Source organism: Pseudomonas botevensis (assembly GCF_019145475.1).
GTDB lineage: Bacteria > Pseudomonadota > Gammaproteobacteria > Pseudomonadales > Pseudomonadaceae > Aquipseudomonas > Aquipseudomonas botevensis.
In genome coordinates this window covers 25559-48460 of sequence record NZ_JAHTKI010000018.1, presented here as the reverse complement: position 1 = coordinate 48460, position 22902 = coordinate 25559, and the positions used below count along the sequence as shown (strand labels likewise).

Below are 22902 nucleotides of genomic sequence, written 5' to 3'. Positions count from 1 at the left end.
TCGGCGGTAACAGCATGATCGAAGTCACTGAAGTCTCCATTGCCCAATTGCGCGCGGCGCTCGAATCCGGCCAGACCACTGCAGTGGAACTGGTGCAGGCCTATCTGGCGCGGATCGACGCCTATGATGGCCCGGACACCGACACGGCGCTGAATGCCGTGGTGGTGCGCAACCCCGAGGCGCTGAAAGAAGCCGAAGCTTCCGATGCCCGCCGGGCAAGAGGTGAACTGCTCGGCCCGCTCGACGGCATTCCCTACACCGCCAAGGACAGCTATCTGGTCAAGGGCCTGACTGCCGCCTCCGGCAGCCCGGCTTTCGCCGATCTGGTCGCTCATCGCGATGCGTTCACCATCGAACGCCTGCGCGCCGCCGGGGCGATCTGCCTGGGCAAGACCAACATGCCGCCGATGGCCAATGGCGGGATGCAGCGCGGGGTCTATGGCCGCGCCGAAAGCCCTTACAACGCTGACTACCTGACCGCACCGTTCGCGTCCGGCTCGTCGAACGGCGCCGGCACGGCCACTGCCGCGAGCTTCTCGGCGTTCGGTCTGGCCGAAGAAACCTGGTCCAGCGGTCGCGGCCCGGCCTCGAACAACGGCTTGTGCGCCTACACGCCGTCGCGCGGGGTGATCTCGGTGCGCGGCAACTGGCCGCTGACCCCGACGATGGACGTGGTGGTGCCGTACGCGCGCACCATGGCTGACCTGCTCGAAGTGCTCGATGTGGTGGTTGCCGAAGACAGCGACACCCGTGGCGACCTGTGGCGTCTGCAACCGTGGGTGCCGATTCCAAGCGTCGCCTCGGTGCGCCCGGCCTCGTACGCCGAACTGGCAGTCAACCGTGATGCCTTGGCCGGCAAACGCCTGGGTGTGCCGCGCATGTACATCAACGCCGACCCCGAGGCTGGCACCAGCGCCGAACCGGGTATCGGCGGCCCGACCGGCCAACGCATCAACACCCGGCCTTCGGTGATCGACCTCTGGAAAGAGGCGCGCAAAGCCCTGGAAGCCGCCGGTGCCGAAGTGATCGAAGTGGATTTCCCGCTGGTGTCCAACTGCGAAGGCGACCGCCCTGGCGCGCCAACCGTGTTCAATCGCGGTATCGTTTCCAAAGAGTTCCTGCACCACGAATTGTGGGAACTGTCGGGCTGGGCGTTCGATGATTTCCTGCGGGCCAACGGCGATCCGAAACTCAATCGCCTGGCCGACGTCGACGGGCCGAAAATCTTCCCGCACGACCCGGGCACCCTGCCCAACCGTGAAGGCGACCTGGCGGCAGGCATGGACGAGTACGTGCGCATGGCCGAGCGCGGCCTCGCCTCGTGGGATCAGATCCCGACCCTGCCGGACGGTCTTCGCGGCCTGGAACAGACCCGCAAGATCGACCTGGAAGACTGGATGGACCGCCTCGGCCTCGACGCCGTGCTGTTCCCGACCAACGCCGACGTTGGCCCGGCAGATGCCGATATCAATCCGGTTTCGGCGGACATCGCCTGGAGCAACGGCATCTGGGTCGCCAACGGCAACCTGGCAATCCGTCACCTCGGCGTGCCGACCGTGACCGTACCGATGGGCATCATGGCGGACATCGGCATGCCGGTAGGCCTGACGTTTGCCGGGCGCGCCTATGATGATTCGACGCTGCTGCGCCTGGCGGCAGCGTTTGAAGCGACCGGTTCGAAGCGCCAGATACCGCCGCGTACGCCGGCGCTTTCGGCGCGTCGATAGCAGCACAACGTTATGCCGCGACCGGTGGGCGCGGCATTCTTCCGACTTGATGATGAGTAACCGGATCACACTTATCAGTACCGGACAACTGTCAGTTCTATCAGTTGTTCGGTCGATAACGTGCGAGTAGCGTGAAAATGAGTTGATAGTCCCTATCAACGAAACACCTACTCACCATTCGGAAAGTTGCATCATGAATATTCCTGAAAACCCAATAGCAACTGTTCTTCGCGATGATTTGAATCCAGACTCACCGCGATCTAAAACGCCTTCTCCCTTCGTGTATTACCGAGCTTCTTTTCAACCACCCCTGCCCTCCGGAAAAACAGAAATTCGTGCGAAAGAGTTCTGGTTCCAGAGCTTCACCGATCAAGCCGAAAGTCTTCTTGGAAGCAGCGGCGAGGGATTCGAAATCGAGAAACTATCCCTGGTCATTCCTAAAGGATTGAAGGACGGCACCTACCCGATAACAAGCAAAGACCGTCCATTCATTCTCATTGAAGTCGATCAGGTTTCACCGGCTGCAAAGAGTGGAAATCTGACAATTACCCGCCATAACGACGGCACGATCTCAGGATTTTATAAAGTCGAGATAGTGATAGAGGACATCAAGTACACCGTTGACGGAAAGTTTCATCTTGAGCCTACGTACGACAACCAATACTAGGAGCCTGCGGTGTCGCTGGGAAAATTTCTGGCTGCGCTGAACGGATGAGCAAGCTGTTTCTCCGTTGCGTTCAGCGAGCCTGCTACACGCAACACTTCGGAAAAACCGAACCACAGTGACGAAATAAACGATTTTTCTCCCGCGTAATCCCCTCGCTAGCATGACCGCGTCTACCCAAATAATATTCAGACCGGGAGAACGCCATGCCAGCCACACACCTTAATATCGGCGAGCCGTGGATGTGGGGCGCCTTCATCGTCTTCGTTCTGGCGATGCTGGCCCTGGATCTGTTTGTCTTCGGCGGACGCAAGGCGCATCGGGTGTCGGTGCGCGAAGCCTCGGCGTGGGTGGTTGCCTGGTGCCTGTTGGCGCTGGCGTTTGCCGGTCTGCTCTGGTGGTATCTGAACGGCGCGTTCGGCGCCGAGATCGCCCAGCGCAAAACCCTGGAATTCCTCACCGGTTATCTGATCGAGCAATCGCTGTCGATCGACAACATGTTCGTCTTCGTGATGATCTTCGGCTACTTCGCAGTGCCGCCGGAGTTGCAACGGCGCGTGCTGCTGTACGGCGTGCTCGGGGCGATCGTGATGCGCGCGGCGATGATTTTTGCCGGGGTCTGGCTGGTGTCGCAGTTTGCCTGGCTGCTGTATGTGTTCGGCGTGTTCCTGATCATTACCGGGATCAAGATGCTGGTGTTCGCCGAGCAACAACCGGACCTCGACAACAACCCGCTGCTGCGCTGGGTGCGCGGGCATCTGCGCATCACCCACGGCTTTCATGGCGAGCGCTTTTTCGTGGTGCAGAACGGCGTGCGCTGGGCCACGCCGATGTTTCTGGTGCTGGTGCTGATCGAAGCCAGCGACCTGATGTTCGCGGTCGACAGCATTCCGGCGATCTTCGCCGTCACCACTGACCCGTTCATTATTTTCACCTCGAACATCTTCGCAATCATGGGCCTGCGCGCCCTGTACTTCCTGCTCGCCGACATGGCTGACCGCTTTCACCTGCTCAAGTACGGCCTGGCGCTGGTGCTGGTGTTCATCGGCGGCAAAATGACGGTCATGCCGTGGTTTCACATGCCCGTGGAGTGGTCGCTGGCGGTGGTGGGGACGGTGATTTTGCTGTCGGTGGTGTTGAGCCTGATCCTCACACGCAAAGAGGATCAGACCCAGTCTTTGTAGGAGCCGTGCTCGACGGCTCCTGCAAGGAGGTTGCGCTTACTTGTCGGACTTGATGCTGGTCCACACCCGCGTGCGCACCCGCTCCAGTTTCTGCGGCAACGGCTGCACCACGTACAGGGTTTTCAGCGCCTCGGGGGTCGGTGTCAGGTTCGGGTTGCCGGTGATTTCCTTGTTGATCAGCGGTATCGAATCCTTGTTGGCATTCGGATAACCGAGGAAATCGCTGATCCCGGCGATGACCTTCGGATCGAGCAAGTTGTTGAGGAATTCGTGCGCCTCGGTGACGTTCTTCGCGCTCTTGGGAATGGCGAAGGTGTCGAACCAGATCGGTGCGCCTTCCTTCGGCAAGCGCCAGTCGACCACCACGCCGTTGCCCGCTTCTTTGGCGCGGTTGCCGAACTGATAGAAGCTGCCGGAGTAACCGATCGCCACACAGATGTCGCCGTTGGCGATGTCGGTCATGTACTTGGCCGAGTTGAAGTAGGTCACGTAGGGGCGAACCTTGAGCATCAAATCCTTGGCCTTTTCATAATCGGCCGGGTTCTGGCTGTTCGGGTCGAGGCCCAGGTAATGCAGGGCCAGCGGCAGGATTTCCGACGGTGAATCGAGCATCGCCACGCCGCAGGATTTCAGTTTTTCCATGTTCTCGGGCTTGAATACCAGATCCCAACTGTCCACCGGGGCGTTCTCGCCGAGCGCAGCCTTGACCTTGGCCGGGTTGAAGCCGATCAGCACCGTACCGACCATGTAAGGCACGCCGTACTGGTTGCCGGGATCGTTGGCGTCGAGCAGTTTGAGCAGCTCGGGATCCTGATGCTTCCAGTTCGGCAGCTTGGATTTGTCGAGTTTCTGGAACACGCCGGCCTTGATCTGGGTATCGAGAAACTGGTTCGACGGCACGACGAGGTCGTAGCCGGAGTTGCCGGTCAGCAGCTTGGCTTCCAGGGATTCGTTGGTATCAAAGGTGTCCCAGGTGACTTTGATGCCGCTTTGCGCAGCGAAATCCTTGGGCACGGACGGCAGGATGTAGTCCGCCCAGTTGTACACCCGCAATTCGCGCTGTTCAGCCTGTGCGGCGCTGGCGAGCAGCGTCAGCCCACAGACAGTGGCGCCCAGAATGCGTTTGATCGTGACCATATTGTTTCCCCGGATGCGGCGTGAGTCGGATGGTTTTTATGTTCTGTACACGGCAGCGGCCAGACGGGTGGCCATGGGTAAGGAGCAGCGGCTGACTCTTGTAGTTTTGCAGGATGGCTCCGATTCTTGCCGAGAGCGCCGCCCGATCACAGTAGGGGGTTGGCCAAAAGGGGATCGAAATGGCCAATTTGCGTGACCGCCGCAGTCCGTAAACGACGATGCCCGGCAGGTGCCGGGCATTGTGGGTGAAACCAGTCAGGGTCAGTCGGTGTAGCCCAACCGCGCCGCCCTGCTCTGCTGCCGGGTCTGGCCACGCGTCGCGAGGCAGTAATACAACGGGCACGTGACGATCAGCCCGACCAGCCAGGACAGATCCGCACCGTCCACCAGATTGGCGTACGGGCCGACGTACAGCGAGGTGTTGGCGAACGGCAACTGGACGATGATGCCAAGGAAATAGGCAATGATCGCGTGCAGGTTGAAACGTCCGTAGATCCCGCCGTCGGCGCGGAAGATCGAGGCGATGTCGTAGCTGCCGCGCTTGATCAGGTAGAAGTCGATCAGGTTGATCGAGGCCCACGGCACCAGCACCAACAACAGCGCCAGGATCAGGCCGATGAACTCGGAAATGAAGTCTGCCGACGCGCCCAGCGCCACCACGCAGCAACCGGCCAGGATCACGCTCGACAACACCACGCGCACCTTGATGCTCGGTGTCCACTGGCTGGCGAAGGTCTGGATCGAGGTAATGATCGACAGCACCGCGCCGTACAGATTCAACGCGTTGTGGCTGATGATGTTGAGCAGGAACAGCACCATCAGAATAGGGCCCAGCCATCCGGTGGACTGCTTGACCGCCGCCATCGCTTCGGTGCCTTCCGGGGTCGCCAGCACCGCCACCGCACCGAAAGTGAACGACAGAATGGTGCCCAGCGTCGCCCCCAGGTAGGTGGCGAAAAACGGCTTGCTGATGCCAATGTCCGCCGGCAGGTAACGCGAGTAGTCGGACACGTACGGCGAGAAGCTGATCTGCCAGATAATCCCCAGCGACACCGTCGCCAGCCAGCCGGACAGGTTGAAGCTGCCACGGGTGAAGAAGTCTGCCGGCAGATCATGGCCGAAGATGTAGATGAACCCGGCGAGCAACGCGCTGCCCATCACCCAGGTGCCGATGCGGTTCAGCGTATGGATGAAGTTGTAACCGATGACGCCGATGGCCGTGGCGCTCAGCGCACCGATCAAAATGCTCAGCGGCGCCGGCACCGATGGCGCGATGCCGACGATGGACTTGCCCGCCAACACAATGTTGGAAATGAAGAAGCCGACGTAGATGATCGCCGCGAAAAACACGATCAGCAGCGCGCCGTAACGGCCGAACTGACCACGACTCTGCACCATCTGCGGAATGCCCATGCGCGGTCCCTGGGCCGACGCGAGAGCGATCACCAGGCCGCCGATCATGTGCCCCAGCGCAATCGCCAGCAGCCCCCAGAACAGGTCCAGATGAAACACCTGAACCACCATGGCGCCGGTGACGATGGGCAGTGGCGCAATGTTGGTACTGAACCAGAGCGTGAACAGATCGCGGGCCTTCCCGTGGCGTTCCGCGAGTGGGACGTAATCGACTGTGTGATTCTCGATCAACGGGTCTTGCCGGGACATCTGGGGCATGTGCATGAACTCGAGTTTGTCTGTTCTTATCTTTGTATGAAGCCAAACCAGGGGGCTTTTTCCGCCCCCTCAGGCGAACACCATATTATGGTATTCCAAACTTTGCACAAGACTGATCCGCTGTTTTCATCGACAACTGATCCGCCATCTTCCCGGAATCCGGGGCTGACAGGAGAGCAAAAAAGCCCCGTAAACCCTGAGTTTCCGACGAAACGACGCGCTTTATCGTTTCACTGAAAAAGACCTTGCAATCGATGTATTACGGTATACCATCAGACCTACAAACACATAAAAACCCGCTCCACCGCATTCGAGGATTGTCCAATGATCGATGCTGCCATCTACAAACAAGTCATGGGCTCGTTCCCGTCCGGCGTCACCGTCATCACCACCCTGGATGACGACGGCCAGATCGTCGGCCTGACCGCCAGCGCTTTCAGCTCGCTGTCGATGGACCCGGCCCTGGTGCTGTTCTGCCCCAACTACAGCTCCGACTCCTACCCGGTGCTGATCAAGAACAAGCGCTTCGCCATTCACTTCCTGTCTGGCGGCCAGCAGAGCGAAGCCTACGCCTTCGCCCGTAAAGGCAAGGACAAGGCACAAGGCATCGAATGGACATTGAGCGAGCTGGGCAACCCGATCCTGGCCAATGCGACAGCTATCATCGAATGTGAGTTGTGGCGCGAATACGAAGGCGGCGACCACGCCATCATGGTCGGCGCGGTGAAGAACCTGATCGTGCCCGAGCAGAACGCCGGCCCGCTGGTGTATTGCCACGGCAAGATGGGCGCCCTGCCCGCTTTCGCCTGAGCCTGACCACTTCCCTTTACAACAGGCCTGCAAGCGACCGGCCGCCAACAAGAGATCAGAGGTAGCGTCATGAAATTTTCCCTGTTCGTACACATGGAACGCTGGGACGAAAGCGTCAGCCACCGTCAACTGTTCGAAGACCTGACCGAACTGACGTTGATGGCCGAGGCCGGCGGTTTCAGCACCGTGTGGATCGGCGAACACCACGCCATGGAATACACCATCTCACCGAGCCCGATGCCGCTGCTGGCGTATCTTGCGGCCAAGACCACCACCATTCACCTGGGCGCCGGCACCATCATCGCGCCGTTCTGGCACCCGCTGCGGGTGGCCGGTGAATGCGCGCTGCTCGACGTGATCAGCAACGGGCGGATGGAAGTCGGCCTGGCCCGTGGTGCCTATCAGGTTGAATTCGACCGCATGGCCGGCGGCATGCCGGCTTCCTCCGGCGGCCAGGCGCTGCGGGAAATGGTTCCGGTGGTTCGCGCCCTGTGGCAAGGCGACTACGCCCACGACGGCGACATCTGGAAATTCCCCACCTCCACCAGCGTGCCGAAACCGGTGCAGAAGCCGAACCCGCCGATGTGGATCGCCGCCCGCGACCCGGACTCACACAACTTCGCCGTGGCCAATGGCTGCAACGTCATGGTCACGCCGCTGATGAAGGGCGACGAGGAAGTCCTCGACCTGAAAAACAAATTCCAGACCGCGCTGGATAACAACCCTGGCGTGCCGCGCCCGCAACTGATGGTGCTGCGCCACACCCACGTTCACGCTAAAGACGATCCGGAAGGCTGGAAGGTCGGCGCCAAAGCGATCTCGCGCTTCTATCGCACCTTCGATGCGTGGTTCGGCAACAAGGAAGTGCCGGTCAACGGCTTCCTCGCGCCAAGCCCGGAAGAAAAGTTCGCCGGCCGCCCGGAGTTCGAACTGGAAAGCCTGCACAAGACCGCGATGATCGGTACGCCGGAAGAAATCATTCCGCGCATCAAGTACTACCAGGAACTGGGCGTGGACGAGTTCAGCTTCTGGTGTGACAACAGCCTGCCCCACGCCGAGAAGAAGAAATCGCTGGAGCTGTTTATCAAGCATGTGGTGCCGGCGTTTCGCTGAGCACCGGGCTGACCGTTGACCCCATGAAAACGCCCCGAGGGGTTCGGGGCGTTTTTATCAGGCGTGGCGTCGTTCCGCCGTACCGCCCACCCGGGTCGCCACGTCCTCGGGCGCCAGCACACGGCCATCGGCCGACAACAGTTGGATTTTCCTGATCGGCTTGCGCTTCTGTGCGTCGACCATCACCGACCCCGACTCGTCCGTCTCGAACAGAAACTCCCCGCCCCACTGCGACAGCGCAACGATCACGGTCTGCAACGCGCGGCCCTTTTCCGTCAGCACGTACTCTTTATAGGCACTGCCATCGGACGCCGGCACCAGTTGCAGGATGCCCGTTTCGACCAGCCCCTTGAGGCGGGTGCTGAGCATGTTCTTGGCGATGTCCAGGCTCTTCTGAAAATCACCGAAACGGCGAACCCCGTCCAGCGCATCACGGATGATCAGCAGCGACCACCAGTCGCCGATCAGATCCAGCGTGCGGGCAACCGGGCAGATGTTGCCTTCAAAGCTTTTGCGCTTCATTTCAGGTGTCTCCAGCAAAACAGCAAAGTCGATGCGGTTGCATCTTACAACCCTTGATCGACAGCGGCTGCCTTTCCCGACCGGAAACTTAGCACTTGCGTACAAGTGGCCGGCGCACGTTGCGAGGATAGTCAACGCTGCCATCCCGGCATCCGCGATCCCTGACACAAGGAGTTCCCATGAGCACGTTCACCACCCAAGACGGCACCGAGATCTATTACAAGGACTGGGGCAGCGGCAAGCCCGTGTTGTTCAGCCATGGCTGGCCGCTGGATGCCGACATGTGGGAATACCAGATGGAGTACCTGAGCAGCCGTGGCTACCGCACCATTGCGTTCGACCGTCGGGGTTTCGGCCGTTCCGGGCAACCGTGGAACGGTTATGACTACGACACTTTCGCCGACGACATCGCACAACTGATCGAACACCTGGACCTGCGTGACGTGACCCTGGTCGGCTTCTCCATGGGTGGAGGTGATGTCAGTCGTTACATCGCCCGTCACGGCAGCGAGCGGGTTGCCGGACTGGTGTTGCTGGGCGCGGTGACGCCGTTGTTCGGGCAGAAAGCCGACTTCGCCGAGGGCGTCGACAAAGCGGTATTCGATGGCATCAAGGCTGGTCTGTTGAAGGATCGTGCGCAGTTCATCGCCGATTTCGCTGCACCGTTCTATGGCACCAACCAGGGCCAGAAAGTCTCCGATGGCGTGCTGACGCAAACCCTGAACATCGCCCTGCTGGCCTCGCTCAAGGGCACCGTGGACTGCGTGACTGCGTTCTCGGAAACCGATTTCCGCCCGGACATGGCGAAGATCGACGTGCCGACCCTGGTGATCCATGGCGACGCCGACCAGATCGTGCCGTTCGCAACCACCGGCAAGAAAGCCGCCGAGCAGATCAAGGGTGCCGAATTGAAGGTCTACAGCGGCGCGCCGCACGGTTTTGCCGTGACCCACGCACAACAGTTGAACGAAGACCTGCTGGGCTTTCTCAATCGCTGAGTTCGAAGTGAACTGAGCACCCGAAAAAAGGGACACCGGCACACTTGTCGGCGTCCCTTTTTTTGTCCGCACGCTGGGTCAAGCCATTGACCGGCGCCCCGTATTTACGGGCCTTGCAGGCCTCTGCATCACGTTTTTATCTTCACATCCCAGCTTAATAATATTTTACCGATACCCACCCCCTCCCTAGTCTGATCCCAAGCACAGAGAACAGGTCGACAGCGGCCTGAATCCAACTGCCTCGTGAGAAAGGATTAGAGATGACCACTGAAATAATAAAAACAGACACGCTTGTTGTCGGTGCCGGTCAAGCGGGTGTGGCCATGAGTGAACACCTGAGCAAACTGGGCGTGCCGCACCTGGTTCTGGAGCGCAACCGCATCGCCGAACGCTGGCGCACCGGGCGCTGGGATTCGTTGGTCGCCAACGGCCCGGCGTGGCACGACCGCTTTCCGGGGATGGAATTCGATGACGTCGATCCGGACGGTTTCGCCCACAAGGAGCGCGTCGCCGATTACTTCGAAGCCTATGCGAAGAAATTCAACGCGCCAGTCCGTACCGGCGTCGAAGTGAAGAGTGTGCAGCGTAATGTCGGCCGTCCGGGCTTCACCGTCGAAACGTCCGACGGCGTGATCGAAGCCGCGCGCGTCGTCGCGGCCACCGGCCCGTTCCAGCGTCCGGTGATCCCGGCGATCGCGCCAAAGGACGAGCACCTGTTGCAGATTCACTCGGCCGATTACCGCAACCCGCAGCAACTGCCTCAGGGCGCGGTACTGGTAGTCGGTGCCGGTTCTTCAGGCGTGCAGATCGCCGACGAACTGCAGCGTTCGGGCAAGCAGGTCTACCTCTCGGTCGGCGCCCATGACCGCCCTCCCCGTGCCTACCGCAACCGCGATTTCTGCTGGTGGCTCGGCGTGCTTGGCGAGTGGGATCAGGCCGCGATGAAACCTGGCCGCGAGCACGTGACCATCGCCGTCAGCGGTGCCCACGGCGGTCGCACCATCGACTTCCGGGGCCTGGCCCATCGCGGCATGACCCTGGTCGGCGTGACCGAATCGTTCAACGACGGCGTGGTGACGTTCAAGCAGGATCTGCTCGACAACCTCAAGCGCGGCGACGAGAACTACCTGGCGCTGCTCGATGCCGCCGACGCCTACATCGAACGCAACGGCCTGGACCTGCCGCCGGAGCCTGAGGCGCGGGAAACCTATCCCGATCCTGACTGTGTGAAGCATCCCCTCGCCAGTCTGGATCTGGCCGAGGCCGGCATCACGTCGATCATCTGGGCCACCGGGTTCGCCGTGGATTACGCCTGGCTGAAGGTCGCGGCGTTCGATGCCAACGGCAAGCCGCAACATCAGCGCGGGGTGTCCAGCGAGTCGGGCGTGTACTTCCTCGGGTTGCCTTGGCAGTCGCGGCGCGGCTCGTCGTTCATCTGGGGCGTGTGGCACGACGCAAAGCACGTCGCCGACCACATCGCCACCCAGCGCAAGTACCTGGACTATCGCGATGCCGGTCAGCGCGAGGCCGCGCACAGCAAGACGGCCGACACCGTCGACGCTTGATCACCCCATTCCGTACCGGCGCCGGTTGCGCCGGGCCAGATTTCGTCAGGAGCTTCACATGAGCCAGCCAACCCACACCCGTATTCGCATGTTCAACACCAAGGACACCTACCCGAACCAGACCCTCGATAACGATTTGTGCCAGGCCGTGCGCGCCGGCAACACCGTGTACGTGCGCGGTCAGGTCGGCACCGATTTCGACGGGCAACTGGTGGGCCTCGGCGACCCGCGCGCGCAGACCGAACAGGCCATGCGCAACGTCAAGCAACTGCTGGAAGAGGCCGGCAGCGACCTGAGCCACATCGTCAAGACCACCACCTACCTGATCGACCCGCGCTACCGCGAGCCGGTGTATCAGGAAGTCGGCAAATGGCTCAAAGGGGTGTTCCCGATTTCCACCGGGCTGGTGGTGTCGGCGCTCGGTCAGCCGCAGTGGCTGATGGAGATCGATGTGGTAGCCGTGATTCCCGAGTAAGCAGGCGCACCGGGTCGAGCCCTTCGCGGGCTTGCCTGCGAAGAGGCCGGTCCAGGCCTCTCGCTCTCAAGTCGAACAGGAGTAAAGACATGACATTTTCCATCGCCGCCCGCTGCCCCGAAACCGGTCAGTTCGGCATCGCCATCAGTTCGTCGAGCATCGCCGTCGGCGCCCGTTGCCCGTGGCTGCTGCCGGGTGTCGGCGCGGTCTCGAGCCAGAACATCACCCTGCCGTCCCTCGGCCCGGAAGTCCTCGCGCTGATGGAGCAAGGCCTCGCGCCCGACGCCGCGCTGGACAAGGTGCTGGCCCGCAACGGCTACAGCCAGTACCGGCAGATCATCGCGATCAATCACCTCGGCCAGACGGCGCACTTCAGCGGCGGGCAAACCCTCGGCGTACACAACGCCGTGTCCGGCGATCAGTGCGTGGCCGCTGGCAACATGCTCGCCGGACGCGCGGTGATCGAAGCCATGGTCAGCGCATTCGAGGACGGCGAAGGTCAGTTGGCCGATCGTCTGATCAGAGCCCTGCAGGCCGGTCAGGCCCGCGGTGGCGAAGCCGGTCCGGTGCATTCGGCGGCGGTCGTGGTGGTCGGCGAACTGACCTGGCCAATCGTCAACCTGCGGGTGGACTGGGCCGATGAAGACCCGATCGGTCAGTTACAACGCCTGTGGGATGCCTACCGTCCGCAATTGCAGGACTACATCGACCGCGCCCTCGACCCGGCCAAGGCGCCGGGTTATGGGGTTGCCGGAGACGATCGATGAGCTCCAGCGTCGAACTGCTCAGAACGCTGGTGGGCTTCGACACCACCAGTCGCGAGTCCAACCTGCACCTGATCGAGTTCGTCCGCGACTACCTCGCCGGGTTCGATGTGCCGTGCGAGTTGATCTACAACACCGAGCGCAGCAAGGCCAATCTGTTCGCGACCCTCGGCCCGGCCCATCTGCCGGGCATCGTGCTGTCCGGGCACACCGACGTGGTGCCGGTCGACGGCCAGCCCTGGACGCTGCCGCCGTTCGAACTCAGCGAGCGCGACGGCAAGCTGTACGGGCGCGGCACCGCGGACATGAAGGGCTACATTGCCTGCGTGCTGGCGTTGGTGCCTTCGCTGGTCGCGACGTCGTTGCGCCTGCCCGTTCACATCGCCCTGTCCTATGACGAAGAGGTCGGCTGCCTCGGCGTGCGTTCGCTGCTGGCGGTGCTGGAACAACGTCCGGTCAAGCCGCTGCTGTGCATCATCGGCGAACCGACGCAGCTCAAACCGGTGCTCGGCCACAAGGGCAAACTGGCGATGCGCTGCGATGTCCACGGCCATGCCTGCCATTCGGCCTACGCCCCGAGCGGGGTGAATGCCATCGAGTACGCCGCCGAGCTGATCGGCGAGCTGGGACGCCTTGGCCAACAGCTCAGGGCCGGGCCTCACGACCCGCGCTTCGACCCGCCCTACACCACGGTGCAGACCGGCGTGATCAGCGGCGGCAAGGCGCTGAACATCGTGCCTGCCGATTGCCGTTTCGACTTCGAAGTCCGCGCCCTGCCCTCACAGGATCCGGCGCAGGTCGCGCAACAACTCAAGGCGTACGCCGAGCAGCAAGTGCTGCCGCGCATGCGTGCGGTCAGCGAGCAAAGCGAGATCCGCTTCAGCGAGTTGTCGGCGTATCCGGGCCTGGTGACCGATGCACAGAGCCAGGCGGCCGAGCTGATCGCGGCCTTCTGTGGTTCGAAGGATTTCGGCACCGTGGCGTTCGGCACCGAGGGCGGATTGTTTGATGCGGTGGGCATTCCCACGGTGGTCTGCGGGCCGGGCAGCATGGATCAGGGACACAAGCCCGACGAGTTCGTCAGCCTCGCCCAACTGCATGCCTGCGACGGGATGCTGCAGCGGATGCTGGCGTTCATTCGCGCCTGAAATCCACGAGCGGGCCGTCCCCGAAAATCAGCCAGTCGCCGCCTTCGGCAGCTCGTTTTTCAGGGCTGGCGAAGGCGGCTGTCCGAGTGAAATCCAGCGATCCGGGGGCTTACTTTTTTTAGGGCTTGAAGCAACAAAACTACTAATTTATCTCTCCCGATGCATTGCACATGATCGGCTCCAACAAGAAATGCGTCGCCCCGCGCGGCGCTCACTGAAGTACGTCCACGTACTCGTCCTTGCCTTGGAGTTCTCATGTCCAGCTCTGCAACAACCAGCGCACCACTCATTGAAAAACACACGATCGGCTATGTGCCTCCCGAGGATCGTCATGGAAAAGTCCGGGATCTGTTCACCCTCTGGTTCGGTGGCAACATCGCGCCGCTGCCCATCGTCACCGGCGCCCTCGGCGTTCAGTTGTTCCACCTGAATCTGGTGTGGGGCATCGTCGCCATTCTCGTCGGTCACCTGGTCGGCGGCGTGCTGATGGCGCTGCATTCGGCCCAAGGCCCACAGATGGGCATTCCGCAGATGATCCAGAGCCGTGCGCAATTCGGCTCCCTCGGTGCGCTGCTGGTGGTGCTGATTGCCGGCGTCATGTACATCGGTTTCTTCGCGTCCAACATCGTTCTGGCCGGCAAGTCGCTGCATGGCGTGGTCGACAGCGTTCCAGTGCCGGTCGGCATCGTCATCGGCGCCCTCGGTTCGGGGATCATCGGCATCATCGGCTACCGCTTCATCCATGTGCTCAACCGCATCGGCACCTGGGTGCTGGGGATCGGCATCGTGATCGGCTTCGGCTACATCCTGACCCACATCCAGACCGACGACTTCCTCACTCGTGGCAGCTTCAATCTCTCTGGCTGGCTCGCCACGGTGTCGCTGGCGGCGTTGTGGCAAATCGCGTTCGCACCATACGTTTCCGACTACTCGCGCTACCTGCCGGCCAACGTGCCCGTGGCGGCGACGTTCTGGACCACGTATCTGGGTTCGGCGCTGGGTTCGAGCCTGTCGTTCGTGTTCGGCGCCGTCGCGGTGCTGGCGACGCCGGTGGGCATGGACACCATGGACGCGGTGAAACTCGCCACCGGCGCCATCGGCCCGCTGATGCTGGTGCTGTTTCTGCTCAGCGTCATCAGCCACAACGCCCTCAACCTGTACGGCGCGGTGTTGTCGCTGATTACGCTGGTACAGACTTTCGCCTACCGCTGGATCCCCACCGCGAAAAGCCGCGCGGTGATATCGATCATCGTCCTCGCCGCCTGCTGTTTCGCCGCCGTCGGCGCCTCGGCGGACTTCATCGGTCACTTCGTCGACATGGTGCTGGTGCTGCTCGTGGTGTTGGTGCCGTGGACTGCGATCAACCTGATCGACTTCTACGCCATCCACAAAGGCCGGTACGACATCGGTTCGATCTTCCAGGTCGACGGCGGTATCTACGGGCGCTACAACCCGCAGGCGTTGCTGGCCTATGCAATCGGCATCGCCGTGCAGATTCCGTTCATGAACACGCCGCTGTACGTTGGCCCGGTGTCGGCACACATCAACGGCGCCGACCTGTCGTGGCTGGTGGGCTTGCTGGTGACGTCGCCGCTGTATTTCTGGCTGGCCAATCGTGACAGCGCCTACCGTCGGCGGTTGTCGAGCGGGAAACTGGCGAGCAGCCTGTAACCGTGCCGCGAAAAAGCCGAAGGCCCTTCATGTGAGGGCCTTCGGCTTTTGTGCGTCTGTGACCATTGATCGGTTAATCGGTGGCGGACCAATAAAAACATATTTTGATGCTTAAATTACTCTTGTTGAACATCTCACCTTCGAGGGTGCTGTCATGAACATCAAGATCGCGACATTGCTGTTGATTGCCCTGCTCGCTCAACCGGCCTGGAGCCAGACCGCCCCGCCTGCTTCCCCCACCACGGACTCCGCCGCCCTGACCACGCGCCTCGCCTTGCGCGACCTATGGGGCGAACACATCTTCTGGATCCGCAATTACGCCGTCGCCAATCAGGCCGGCAACCACAAGGCCGCCGACCTTGCGACCAAAGAAGTGGTGAGCAACGCCACTGCCATCGCCAACAGCATCGCCCCGCTCTACGGCCAGCCGGCGGCCGATCAGTTGCTCAAACTGCTGGCCGGTCACTGGGGCGCGGTCAAGCATTACAGCGATGCGACGGTCGCCAGGGACTCCGCTGGCAAACAGGCGGCGGTCAACGATCTGACCTCGAACGCCAAGGCGATTGCCGCGTTTCTGGCCAAGGCCAATCCCTACTTGCCCGAGCCGACCCTGAACGCCTTGCTCAGCGCCCACGGCGGGCATCATGTGGCGCAAATCGATCAATTGGCCTCAGGTGACTACACCGGCGAGGCGCAGACCTGGCAGATGATGCGCACGCATATACTCAACCTCGCCGATGCCTTGACCGGGGCATTGGTCAAGCAGTTTCCGGACAAGTTCCGCTAGCCCACGGGAGGCATGCCGATGCTCGAAGGACTGGGTCGCACCCAACAGGATCTGCTGCACGCCTTGCTCTACGAACCGGCGGGCATGAGCATCGATGATCTGGCCCACAGCCTGGCGATCACACGCACGGCTGTGCGCCAGCATCTGGCAGCCCTGGAGCGCGACGGTCTGGTGATGCGCGGCGGCACGCGCCCCACCGGGCGCCGTCCCGAGCAGCTGCATCAGCTGACGGAACAGGCCAAGGAAGCGTTTCCCCGGCAATATCCGCTGCTGGCGAACCTGCTGATCGAAGAGGTCGCAGGCCTGATGGGCGCAGATGCGCTCAAGGATCTGATGCGCAATCTGGGGCGCAAAATGGCGGGTGATCTTGAACATCACGTTGTCGATGAGGCACGGATCGTCGAGCACATGAATCGCGCGGGCTATCAGGCCGAGGTGTTTTTCCGCTCGGCAGACGAGCCGCAGATCGTCGCGCACAACTGCGTGTTCCATCACCTGGCCAAAGTGCATCCGGTGGTGTGCGAACTCGACCTGGCGTTGATCGGCACATTGGGGGGTGGCGAAACCGAACACCTGGAATGCATGCTGCGCGGGGGGAATGTCTGTCGCTTTGCGCTCAAGGCCGAGACGCCCCACTCACACGATCAATAGGGCAAGGATATGCTGCAGATACTCGGCAAGGCTTCATCGATCAACGTGCGCAAAGTGCTGTGGACCTGCGCCGAACTGGATATTCCCTTCGAACGTGAAGACTGGGGCTCGGGTTTCAAGTCAACCCACACGCCGGAGTTTCTCGCCCTCAATCCCTGCGCCATGGTGCCAGTGATCAAGGACGGCGATTTCACGCTGTGGGAATCCAATTCGATCATTCGTTATCTGGTGGCACGCTACGACGGCGCACACATCTACCCGACCGAAGCGCAGGCACGGGCGCGCGTCGATCAGTGGATCGACTGGCAGGCTTCGGAGCTGAACCGCTCGTGGTCATACGCGTTTCTGTCGCTGGTACGCAAGTCGCCGGATCATCAGGACAGCGGCGCATTGGTGGCGGGCCGTGAAGCCTGGTCACGGAACATGGCAATCCTCGACCGGCAATTGGAGAAAACTGGCGCCTACGTCAGCGGCGAGCAGTTTTCCCTCGCCGACATTCCCATCGGGTTGTCGGTCAATCGCTGGTTCGAGACACCGTTCGAGCATCCACACCTGCCGGCGGTGAGTGCTTATTACGAGCGCTTGAACCAGCGCCCCGGTTATCGTCGGTATGGGCGCAACGGCACGCCTTGAGGGGTTCCATAAAAAATGCCGGGATCTGTGAAAGATCCCGGCATTGTCGTAAATCCGCTGCTTGTCAGGCCGGCACACCCAGGATGATATGGGACGCCTTGATCACCGCCGTCGCGCTGACACCCGCCGCCAGGCCCAGCTCGGTCACCGCATCGCGGGTCACGATCGAATAGACCTTCGAGCCACCGGCCAGCTCGATCACCACTTCGGCGTTGACCGCGCCATCGGTGACGCTCAGCACCTTGCCTTGCAGGCAGTTGCGGGCAGACAGACGGATGTCGCTGGCTTCGGTCATCAGCATCACCCAGGGCGCCTTGACCAGCGCGACCGCCTCTTTGCCAACCGCAATGCCCAGGCTCTTGAGACTGGCCAGGGTCACCACCGCAACCAGTTTCTCGCCACCCGCCAGGGTCAACACAACTTCGGCGTTGACCGAGCCTTCCTGAACCTGGCTGACCTGGCCTTTGAATACGTTACGGGCACTGACTTTCATGACGGGCGTCCTCTTTTTTTGACTTTCGAGTTAGGAAACGGCCTGTATCATCCGGCAAGCGCCCTGTAGATTCAACTACGGCGCGTGCTTCATGCCTGGCACCAGGACCCAAGACATCTGACTCTAGCAGTCAGATCAGCAGGTCTTCATAAAAGGCGCCATACGGAAGCTCGGGATGAGCAATCTGGATTTCCAGAATCCACACGCCTGCGTTCGGTCGGCCCTCGAAATCGCCGAGGTCGCCGCCACGATAGATCGCGTGAGGAAAATCGCTGACCCGATGGCCCTTGATGTCCAGATTCAATTTCCAGCCCATTGCCTGCGCCTGCTCGGCGGCGTAGCGGTAGAGCTCGGTGCCGGAGACGCCCTCGCGCCACAACGCCTCGACACGCACGAATAGTTCTTTGGCCGCCGCAGCACAGGCGATCATTTGTGGATCGGCGCCGGTGGTGAAGGTGGCCCCGGCGTCCCCTTCATGCCCCTGCCAGACCACCCCCATGTCGATAAAGAAGATGTCCTCTTCACCCAGCACCGGGTCGCCATCGGAGCGCTGTTTGAAGGTCTTGAGCGTATTGGCGCCGAAGCGGATCAGCAGCGGATGCCAGATCCGGTCCATGCCCAGTTGCGCAAGAATCTGTTTGCCCTGGGCCTGCGCTTCGGACTCGAGCATGCCGGGTTTGATCACCCTGGCAATTTCGTCGACGGCTTTCCAGGTCAATTGCTGGGCATGACGCATGCTCTCCAGCACAAAACGTTCGCCTACCGCTTCTTTGCCGCTCAGGGCCGTGCTCATCGCTTTTTCCTTGTACTGATCTGCAGGGATGAAACGCTATATAGATTTGTATATTGCGATACTAACCGAGCGATGACACAAGGTGTCAATCAACTCTGTTCCCGCACCACTCCCCGCGCCTCCAACAACTGCACGAAACTGCTCAGACTGCGCGACACCATCCCCCGCCGCCACACCAGCCAGGTGGTCAGGAAACGAAAATCCGCCGCCAGCGGCCAGACGCTGACGGTCGCGCACCCCGGCATGCTCTGCAGCATTTTGCGCGGCATCAAGGCCAGGCCCGCGCCGGCGCTGACGCAGGCGAGCATGCCGTGGTAGGACTCCATTTCGAAGATCTTGCCGGGCACCGCGGCGTCGGTGCTGAACCACTTTTCGAAATGGTGACGGTAGGAGCAGTTGGAGCGGAACGCATAGATGCTCGTACCGTTCACATCCGCCGCGCGCTGGATCGGCGGGTGATTGAGCGGCGCGATGATGACCATTTCCTCCTCGAACGCCGGCACGCCCTCCAGCGACGGGTGCAGCACCGGGCCGTCGACGAAGGCTGCCGCCAGTCGGCCGGACAGCACGCCGTCGATCATCGTCCCGGACGGGCCGGTGGACAGGTCCAGATCGACTTTCGGGTGCTTCTGGTTGTACGCCGCCAGTAATTCGGGGATACGCACCGCCGCTGTGCTTTCCAGCGAGCCGAGGGCAAACGCGCCTTGCGGTTCTTCGCCAGCCACGGTGGCCCGGGCTTCCTGCACCAGATCAAGAATCCGTCGCGCGTATTCGAGAAAGCTCCAGCCGGCCGGCGACAAGCGCAAGCGGCTCTTCTCGCGAATGAACAGATCGACGCCCAGGTCCTGTTCAAGCTGTTTGATCCGCGTGGTCAGGTTCGACGGTACGCGGTGGATCTGCGCCGCCGCCGCGCTGATGCTGCCGTGCTCGGCAACGGCCTTGAAGATTTCCAGCTGCACCAGATCCACAGTCATTCTCCAATCGTGAAAGAAACGATCTTTATTATTCAGTTTCCAGAAAACAAACACCACCCTACTCTAGGCTCATCCACTGAACACGCAGGACGACGCCATGAGCCAGATTTCCAGCCAGACCCACGCCATCTCGATCAACCCGACTACCGGTGAACAGATCGGCCACTATGCGTTCGAGTCCGCCGAAGCCCTCGATGCCGCGCTGACCCGTGCCTCTTTTGCTTTCAACAAGTGGAAACGCAAACCGCTGCAGGATCGCTCCCGCGCCCTAAGCGCCCTCGCCAGTGCCCTGCGTGAAGGCGCCGAAGCCATGGCCACCATGATTACCCTGGAAATGGGCAAGCCGATCGCCCAGGCCCGTGGCGAAATCGAGAAATGCGCCAAACTCTGCGAATGGTACGCCGAACACGGCCCGGCCATGCTCGACGCCGAATCGACCCAGGTCGAAGACGGCAAGGCCCGCATCGAATACCGTCCGCTCGGCCCGATCCTCGCGGTGATGCCGTGGAACTTCCCGATCTGGCAAGTGCTGCGCGGCGCCGTGCCGACACTGATCGCCGGCAACACCTACGTGCTCAAGCATGCGCCGAACGTGATGGGCAGCGCTTACCTGCTGCGCGACGCCTTCACCCGTGCCGGTTTCGCTGAAGGCGTGTTCGAAGTGATCAACGTCACCCCGGAAGGCGTTTCCACCGCGATCGCCGATCCACGCATCGCCGCCGTGACCCTGACCGGCAGCGTGCGCGCCGGCATGGCGATCGGCGCCCAGGCAGGCGCCGCGCTGAAAAAATGCGTGCTGGAACTCGGTGGTTCCGACCCGTTCATCGTGCTCAACGACGCCGATCTGGACGCCGCCGTACAAGCGGCGGTGATCGGTCGTTACCAGAACTCCGGTCAGGTCTGCGCCGCCGCCAAGCGCCTGATCGTCGAAGAAGGCGTGGTCGAGGAATTCACCCGCAAATTCGTCGAAGCCACACGCCAACTGAAAATGGGCGATCCGTTGTCCGCCGATACCTACATCGGCCCGATGGCCCGCTTCGATCTGCGCGACGAACTGGACCAACAGGTGCGCGATACCCTTGAAGAAGGCGCAACCCTGCTGCTCGGCGGCGGCAAGGCTGAAGGTGCCGGCAACTACTACGAGCCGACCGTACTGGCCAACGTCACCGACCGCATGACCTCGTTCAAACAGGAACTGTTCGGCCCGGTCGCCTCGATCATCACCGCCCGCGATTGCGCCCATGCCGTGGCCCTGGCCAACGACAGCGAATTCGGCCTGACCGCGACGATCTACACCGCCAACGTCGAGTTGGCGCAGCAACTGACCAGCGAGCTGGAAACCGGCGGCGTGTTCATCAACGGTTACTCCGCCAGCGACCCGCGCGTGACCTTCGGCGGCGTGAAGAAAAGCGGTTTCGGCCGCGAGCTGTCGCACTTCGGTGTGCGCGAGTTCTGCAACGCGCAAACCGTGTGGCTGGATCGTCACTGATCCCCTGAAAATGAAAAGCCCGGAGGCATCATGCCCCCGGGCTTTTTTCATTCTCGATGCCTGACTTATGCCGCCGCCTCCTGCGGTTCCGTAACGGCCCGTTTGCCACTCAACAGCCCCAGCACCACAGCCGCCGACACCAGCGTGATGATCGTCAGGATGTGCAGCAGATACTGAAACGCCGAGGCATACCCCTGCACCAGCCGCTCATTGGCCAGACCCGGAACACGGTTGATGGCGTGGGCCATATCGCCGGTGGTGACCCGGTGCGCCGTCTCGGCAATCAGCGCCGCGTCAGCACTGCCAGCCACCGCCTGCACGGCACTCGACAGATCGCTGTGCAACAGCGAAGCCAGAATCGCCGCAACACTCGCCAGTGCAATCCCCTCACCCGCCACCCGCACCGTGCCGAAGATCCCGGCGGCCATGCCCGCGCGCTCTTTCGGCACCACGCTGATCGACAAACCGTCCATCAAACCCCACGGCAAACCGCTGCCGATCCCGATCAACACCATCGGCACAACAAGGGCAAATTTCGGCTCACCGACGTTGTACAGGCTCAGCCAGTGCAGGCCCACGGCGGCAATCAGAAAACCGCCGCCCGATAACAGGCCCGCCGATACATAACGCGTCAGCGAGGCAGCAAGCATCGGCACCACCAGCATCGGCGCGGACAACGCCAGCAACAGCAGGCCGGCCTCGATTTCACTCAAACCTTCCACGCCGATAAAGCGCAGCGGCAGCATGACCACCAGCACGATGTAGCAATAGCACGTGCCGATCGGCAGCATCTGTACGCCGATAAATCGCGGGAAGCGGAACAGGGTCAGGTCCAGCATCGGCCGTTCGACGCGCATTTCGATGATGACGAACAGCGCCAGCAACAACGCCGAAGCCGCCAGCAACCCCACCACCAACAGGCTGCCCCAGCCACTTTCCGGGGCTTGAATGATGCCGAACGTGAACAACGCCAGCATCGTGCTGAACGTGACGGTGCCCGGCCAATCGAGACCCGAGGCCTGCGGATCGCGGGTTTCCCGCATGCGCGGCAGACCGAACACCATGGCGATCACGCCAATCAACGCGGTGAAGACGAAGATCGCCCGCCAGTTGAACGCTTCGATCAGCGCCCCGGCCAGCAACGGCCCGAACGCCAGGCCGATGCCGAACGTGGTGCCGAGCATGCTGTACGCCCGCGTCCGCGCATGACCCTCAAACTCCTGTGCCAGCGCCGCCGAACCACTGGCAAGCGCCGCAGCACCGGCCACCCCTTGAATCGCTCGCAGCGCATCCAGCCAGAACACCGAAGGCGCCAGGCTCTGGGCAATCGACGCGCCAGTAAACAGCAGCATGCCGAAAGCGAACAGGCGCTTGCGCCCGTAGACGTCGGCCAGCGCCCCCGCCGCCATCAGCAGACTGCCGAACGACAGCATGAACGCATTGGTGATCCAGGTCAGCGCCACGGGACTGCCGCCCAGGTCTCGACCAATGGCCGGCGTCGCCACCGCGCCACCGGTAAAACTCAAGGGAAGGACCAGTGCCGACAGGCAGATGGCCGCGAGGATCAGCAGCTTGTCGCGCTCGATCCGGTGTTGAGAGACAGTTGTCATGAATTCGTCCGATGAAGAAAAAA

General features: G+C 61.7%; 22 protein-coding genes. 15 read left to right on the top strand and 7 right to left on the bottom strand.

The features are described from left to right. Positions 1-14: 14 nt before the first annotated feature. From KVQ74_RS21185 to KVQ74_RS21175, 3 genes are all read left to right on the top strand, one after another. Positions 15-1727, top strand: a complete 1713-nt coding sequence (locus KVQ74_RS21185; protein WP_217833136.1) for an amidase — start codon at positions 15-17, stop codon at positions 1725-1727. A gap of 193 nt (positions 1728-1920) precedes the next feature. Beyond that, positions 1921-2394: a sortase family protein gene (locus tag KVQ74_RS21180; protein WP_217833134.1), complete on the top strand. Its 474-nt coding sequence runs from the start codon at positions 1921-1923 to the stop codon at positions 2392-2394. Positions 2395-2597: 203 nt separating this feature from the next. Next, entirely contained in the window at positions 2598-3575 is a 978-nt protein-coding gene (locus tag KVQ74_RS21175; protein ID WP_217833132.1) for a TerC family protein, read from the top strand. A gap of 36 nt (positions 3576-3611) precedes the next feature. Here KVQ74_RS21175 and KVQ74_RS21170 read toward each other — a convergent pair whose 3' ends face one another. After that, complete coding sequence (locus tag KVQ74_RS21170; protein ID WP_217833131.1) at positions 3612-4712, bottom strand: polyamine ABC transporter substrate-binding protein; 1101 nt, start codon at positions 4710-4712, stop codon at positions 3612-3614. 261 nt (positions 4713-4973) lie between these two features. After that, positions 4974-6383, bottom strand: coding sequence for a purine-cytosine permease family protein (locus KVQ74_RS21165; RefSeq protein WP_217833129.1), 1410 nt, complete (start codon positions 6381-6383; stop codon positions 4974-4976). Between the two features lie 324 nt (positions 6384-6707). Between KVQ74_RS21165 and KVQ74_RS21160 the strand changes: the two genes are divergently transcribed. Together KVQ74_RS21160 and KVQ74_RS21155 are read left to right on the top strand one after the other, a co-directional pair. Further along, a complete protein-coding gene (locus KVQ74_RS21160) occupies positions 6708-7193 on the top strand; it encodes a flavin reductase family protein (protein WP_217833127.1) in 486 nt (161 codons plus the stop codon). A 69-nt stretch (positions 7194-7262) separates the two neighbouring features. Next, the gene (locus tag KVQ74_RS21155) at positions 7263-8306 is read left to right on the top strand and encodes an LLM class flavin-dependent oxidoreductase (RefSeq protein WP_217833125.1); all 1044 of its coding nucleotides are present in this window, start codon (positions 7263-7265) and stop codon (positions 8304-8306) included. A gap of 57 nt (positions 8307-8363) precedes the next feature. Here the strand turns inward: KVQ74_RS21155 and KVQ74_RS21150 are convergent, their stop codons facing one another. Then, the gene (locus KVQ74_RS21150; protein WP_217833123.1) at positions 8364-8828 is read right to left on the bottom strand and encodes a winged helix-turn-helix transcriptional regulator; all 465 of its coding nucleotides are present in this window, start codon (positions 8826-8828) and stop codon (positions 8364-8366) included. 179 nt (positions 8829-9007) lie between these two features. On the opposite strand from KVQ74_RS21150, the gene KVQ74_RS21145 reads away from it, so the two are divergent. From KVQ74_RS21145 to KVQ74_RS21105, 9 genes are all read left to right on the top strand, one after another. Beyond that, positions 9008-9826, top strand: coding sequence for an alpha/beta fold hydrolase (locus KVQ74_RS21145; protein ID WP_217833121.1), 819 nt, complete (start codon positions 9008-9010; stop codon positions 9824-9826). A gap of 260 nt (positions 9827-10086) precedes the next feature. Further along, positions 10087-11391, top strand: a complete 1305-nt coding sequence (locus KVQ74_RS21140; protein ID WP_217833120.1) for a flavin-containing monooxygenase — start codon at positions 10087-10089, stop codon at positions 11389-11391. A gap of 58 nt (positions 11392-11449) precedes the next feature. Further along, a complete protein-coding gene (locus tag KVQ74_RS21135; protein ID WP_217833118.1) occupies positions 11450-11866 on the top strand; it encodes a RidA family protein in 417 nt (138 codons plus the stop codon). Between the two features lie 89 nt (positions 11867-11955). After that, positions 11956-12633, top strand: coding sequence for a DUF1028 domain-containing protein (locus KVQ74_RS21130; RefSeq protein WP_217833116.1), 678 nt, complete (start codon positions 11956-11958; stop codon positions 12631-12633). Beyond that, positions 12630-13778 (top strand): acetylornithine deacetylase, encoded by a 1149-nt coding sequence (gene argE, locus KVQ74_RS21125; RefSeq protein WP_217833115.1) that lies wholly within the window; start codon positions 12630-12632, stop codon positions 13776-13778. Before KVQ74_RS21130 ends, argE begins: the two co-directional genes overlap by 4 nt. Before the next feature lie 255 nt (positions 13779-14033). Beyond that, complete coding sequence (locus KVQ74_RS21120) at positions 14034-15449, top strand: purine-cytosine permease family protein (protein WP_217833113.1); 1416 nt, start codon at positions 14034-14036, stop codon at positions 15447-15449. A gap of 154 nt (positions 15450-15603) precedes the next feature. Beyond that, positions 15604-16236 (top strand): hypothetical protein, encoded by a 633-nt coding sequence (locus KVQ74_RS21115; protein ID WP_217833112.1) that lies wholly within the window; start codon positions 15604-15606, stop codon positions 16234-16236. Positions 16237-16254: 18 nt separating this feature from the next. Continuing rightward, positions 16255-16887 (top strand): helix-turn-helix transcriptional regulator, encoded by a 633-nt coding sequence (locus tag KVQ74_RS21110; protein WP_217833110.1) that lies wholly within the window; start codon positions 16255-16257, stop codon positions 16885-16887. 9 nt (positions 16888-16896) lie between these two features. Further along, positions 16897-17520, top strand: a complete 624-nt coding sequence (locus KVQ74_RS21105) for a glutathione S-transferase family protein (protein WP_217833108.1) — start codon at positions 16897-16899, stop codon at positions 17518-17520. Positions 17521-17584: 64 nt separating this feature from the next. Here KVQ74_RS21105 and KVQ74_RS21100 read toward each other — a convergent pair whose 3' ends face one another. The 3 genes from KVQ74_RS21100 to ptrR all read right to left on the bottom strand — a co-directional run bounded on the left by KVQ74_RS21100 (position 17585) and on the right by ptrR (position 19774). Further along, the gene (locus KVQ74_RS21100) at positions 17585-18013 is read right to left on the bottom strand and encodes a TOBE domain-containing protein (RefSeq protein ID WP_217833107.1); all 429 of its coding nucleotides are present in this window, start codon (positions 18011-18013) and stop codon (positions 17585-17587) included. Positions 18014-18143: 130 nt separating this feature from the next. After that, positions 18144-18806 carry a M24 family metallopeptidase gene (locus KVQ74_RS21095; protein ID WP_217833106.1) on the bottom strand — a complete coding sequence of 221 codons (663 nt, stop codon included), beginning with the start codon at positions 18804-18806 and terminating at the stop codon, positions 18144-18146. A gap of 89 nt (positions 18807-18895) precedes the next feature. Next, complete coding sequence (ptrR, locus tag KVQ74_RS21090) at positions 18896-19774, bottom strand: putrescine utilization regulator PtrR (RefSeq protein ID WP_217833292.1); 879 nt, start codon at positions 19772-19774, stop codon at positions 18896-18898. A gap of 103 nt (positions 19775-19877) precedes the next feature. Between ptrR and KVQ74_RS21085 the strand changes: the two genes are divergently transcribed. Continuing rightward, positions 19878-21269, top strand: coding sequence for an aldehyde dehydrogenase family protein (locus tag KVQ74_RS21085; RefSeq protein WP_217833105.1), 1392 nt, complete (start codon positions 19878-19880; stop codon positions 21267-21269). Positions 21270-21334: 65 nt separating this feature from the next. Here KVQ74_RS21085 and KVQ74_RS21080 read toward each other — a convergent pair whose 3' ends face one another. After that, the gene (locus KVQ74_RS21080; protein WP_217833104.1) at positions 21335-22879 is read right to left on the bottom strand and encodes an MFS transporter; all 1545 of its coding nucleotides are present in this window, start codon (positions 22877-22879) and stop codon (positions 21335-21337) included. Positions 22880-22902 lie beyond the last annotated feature (23 nt).

Excerpts from the sequence above, each read along its gene's own strand:
- KVQ74_RS21185 (WP_217833136.1), top strand. The coding sequence starts at position 15 with ATGATCGAAGTCACTGAAGTCTCCATTGCCCAATTGCGCGCGGCGCTC.
- KVQ74_RS21180 (WP_217833134.1), top strand. The coding sequence starts at position 1,921 with ATGAATATTCCTGAAAACCCAATAGCAACTGTTCTTCGCGATGATTTG.
- KVQ74_RS21175 (WP_217833132.1), top strand. The coding sequence starts at position 2,598 with ATGCCAGCCACACACCTTAATATCGGCGAGCCGTGGATGTGGGGCGCC.
- KVQ74_RS21170 (WP_217833131.1), bottom strand. The coding sequence starts at position 4,712 with ATGGTCACGATCAAACGCATTCTGGGCGCCACTGTCTGTGGGCTGACG.
- KVQ74_RS21165 (WP_217833129.1), bottom strand. The coding sequence starts at position 6,383 with ATGCCCCAGATGTCCCGGCAAGACCCGTTGATCGAGAATCACACAGTC.
- KVQ74_RS21160 (WP_217833127.1), top strand. The coding sequence starts at position 6,708 with ATGATCGATGCTGCCATCTACAAACAAGTCATGGGCTCGTTCCCGTCC.
- KVQ74_RS21155 (WP_217833125.1), top strand. The coding sequence starts at position 7,263 with ATGAAATTTTCCCTGTTCGTACACATGGAACGCTGGGACGAAAGCGTC.
- KVQ74_RS21150 (WP_217833123.1), bottom strand. The coding sequence starts at position 8,828 with ATGAAGCGCAAAAGCTTTGAAGGCAACATCTGCCCGGTTGCCCGCACG.
- KVQ74_RS21145 (WP_217833121.1), top strand. The coding sequence starts at position 9,008 with ATGAGCACGTTCACCACCCAAGACGGCACCGAGATCTATTACAAGGAC.
- KVQ74_RS21140 (WP_217833120.1), top strand. The coding sequence starts at position 10,087 with ATGACCACTGAAATAATAAAAACAGACACGCTTGTTGTCGGTGCCGGT.
- KVQ74_RS21135 (WP_217833118.1), top strand. The coding sequence starts at position 11,450 with ATGAGCCAGCCAACCCACACCCGTATTCGCATGTTCAACACCAAGGAC.
- KVQ74_RS21130 (WP_217833116.1), top strand. The coding sequence starts at position 11,956 with ATGACATTTTCCATCGCCGCCCGCTGCCCCGAAACCGGTCAGTTCGGC.
- argE (WP_217833115.1), top strand. The coding sequence starts at position 12,630 with ATGAGCTCCAGCGTCGAACTGCTCAGAACGCTGGTGGGCTTCGACACC.
- KVQ74_RS21120 (WP_217833113.1), top strand. The coding sequence starts at position 14,034 with ATGTCCAGCTCTGCAACAACCAGCGCACCACTCATTGAAAAACACACG.
- KVQ74_RS21115 (WP_217833112.1), top strand. The coding sequence starts at position 15,604 with ATGAACATCAAGATCGCGACATTGCTGTTGATTGCCCTGCTCGCTCAA.
- KVQ74_RS21110 (WP_217833110.1), top strand. The coding sequence starts at position 16,255 with ATGCTCGAAGGACTGGGTCGCACCCAACAGGATCTGCTGCACGCCTTG.
- KVQ74_RS21105 (WP_217833108.1), top strand. The coding sequence starts at position 16,897 with ATGCTGCAGATACTCGGCAAGGCTTCATCGATCAACGTGCGCAAAGTG.
- KVQ74_RS21100 (WP_217833107.1), bottom strand. The coding sequence starts at position 18,013 with ATGAAAGTCAGTGCCCGTAACGTATTCAAAGGCCAGGTCAGCCAGGTT.
- KVQ74_RS21095 (WP_217833106.1), bottom strand. The coding sequence starts at position 18,806 with ATGAGCACGGCCCTGAGCGGCAAAGAAGCGGTAGGCGAACGTTTTGTG.
- KVQ74_RS21085 (WP_217833105.1), top strand. The coding sequence starts at position 19,878 with ATGAGCCAGATTTCCAGCCAGACCCACGCCATCTCGATCAACCCGACT.
- KVQ74_RS21080 (WP_217833104.1), bottom strand. The coding sequence starts at position 22,879 with ATGACAACTGTCTCTCAACACCGGATCGAGCGCGACAAGCTGCTGATC.